Source organism: Streptomyces sp. NPDC006476 (assembly GCF_040612015.1).
Classification (GTDB): domain Bacteria; phylum Actinomycetota; class Actinomycetes; order Streptomycetales; family Streptomycetaceae; genus Streptomyces; species Streptomyces griseorubiginosus_B.
The window spans coordinates 1-1,251 of sequence record NZ_JBEXPK010000313.1 but is presented as its reverse complement, the minus strand read 5'-3'; the positions used below and the strand labels follow the sequence as shown (position 1 = coordinate 1,251).

The 1,251-nt window shown below is 65.1% G+C and carries 2 protein-coding genes; both read left to right on the top strand.

Going from position 1 to position 1,251, the window contains the following annotated elements; translation table 11 throughout:
• The first annotated feature begins 92 nt into the window (after window positions 1-92).
• Window positions 93-563, top strand: a complete 471-nt coding sequence (locus tag ABZZ74_RS54280; protein ID WP_356951464.1) for a helix-turn-helix domain-containing protein — start codon at window positions 93-95, stop codon at window positions 561-563.
• A complete protein-coding gene (locus ABZZ74_RS54275; protein WP_356951463.1) occupies window positions 452-1,234 on the top strand; it encodes an IS630 family transposase in 783 nt (260 codons plus the stop codon). The genes ABZZ74_RS54280 and ABZZ74_RS54275 overlap by 112 nt, the downstream gene beginning before the upstream one ends.
• The last annotated feature ends 17 nt before the right edge of the window (window positions 1,235-1,251 follow it).

Genomic DNA, 1,251 nt, shown 5'->3' with positions numbered 1-1,251 from the left:
CTAGTAGCGTGTCGCTGCTTAGTTCCGGTGTGTGGGGCTGAAGGGTCGGCGTCTGGCAGATTTCCCTGCCTCTGCCTGATAGGACGGCGTTCATGCCGTCACAGAAGAAGCGTCCGGTCACGTTGACCGCGGCAGATCGTGAAGTGTTGGTTCAGGTAACCACGACGGGGGTGCGTCCTGCCTCGATGATCCGGCGGGCTCGGGTGCTGCTGGCGCTGGACACGTCGGTGGGTGTGGTCGATCCGAAAGAGGTGATCGCGGCTCGGCTCGGGGTCTCGGGAGAGACAATCCGGCTGGTGGCCAAGCGTTTCGCCGAGACCGGGGGTGACGTCGAGGCGACGATCGGGCGGAAGAAGCGCGACCTTCCGCCGGTGCCCTCGCCCGTGACCGGTGAGGTCGAGGCCCGGCTGATCGCGATGGCGTGCTCACCGCCGCCCCAGGGCTATGCCCGGTGGTCGCTGCGGCTGCTGGAGAAACACGTCGCGCTGGTCGAGGACATCCCCGATCTGGACCACTCCACCATCGGGCGGGTCTTAAAAAAACGGAACTGCGCCCTCACCTGAAGAAGTGCTGGACCATCCCGCCACGGGCGAACGCGCAGTTCGCTGCCCGGATGGAAGACGTGCTGGCCGTCTATGCCCGGCCCTACGACCCGGCACGTCCGGTGGTGTGCATGGACGAAAAGCCCTACCAGCTCCTCGACCATGTCCGCGGCCCGCTCCCAGCCCGCCCTGGTCACGACGCCCGTCAGGACAGCGAGTACATCCGCTGCGGCACCTGCTCCATCTTCGTGTGGACCGAACCCTTACGCGGGTGGCGCCGGGTCCAGGCACTGTCCCGGCGAACCCGGACCGACTGGGCCGGCCAGGTCAAACAGCTGCTGAGCGTGGACTATCCCGACGCCGAGACCGTGGTGCTGGTGATGGACAACCTCAACACCCACAGCATCGACTCGCTCTACGAGGCATTCGAACCGGAAGAAGCCTTCGCCCTGGCCCAGCGCCTCGAGATCCACCACACGCCCAAACACGGGTCCTGGCTCAACATCGCCGAGATCGAACTCTCCGCACTGACCCGGCAATGCCTCGACCGCCGGATCAGCGACCTCGACACGCTCAACACCGAACTATCCACCTGGCAGGACGCCACCAACTCCGACCAGCGTCAGGTGGACTGGCAGTTCACCAACCACGACGCACGCATCAAACTGCGCCACCTCTACCCCAGAAATTAGCTGCGACAATCTACTAG

Bases quoted from the DNA above. Each gene is read 5' to 3' on its own strand.
- ABZZ74_RS54280 (WP_356951464.1), top strand. From the start codon at position 93: ATGCCGTCACAGAAGAAGCGTCCGGTCACGTTGACCGCGGCAGATCGT.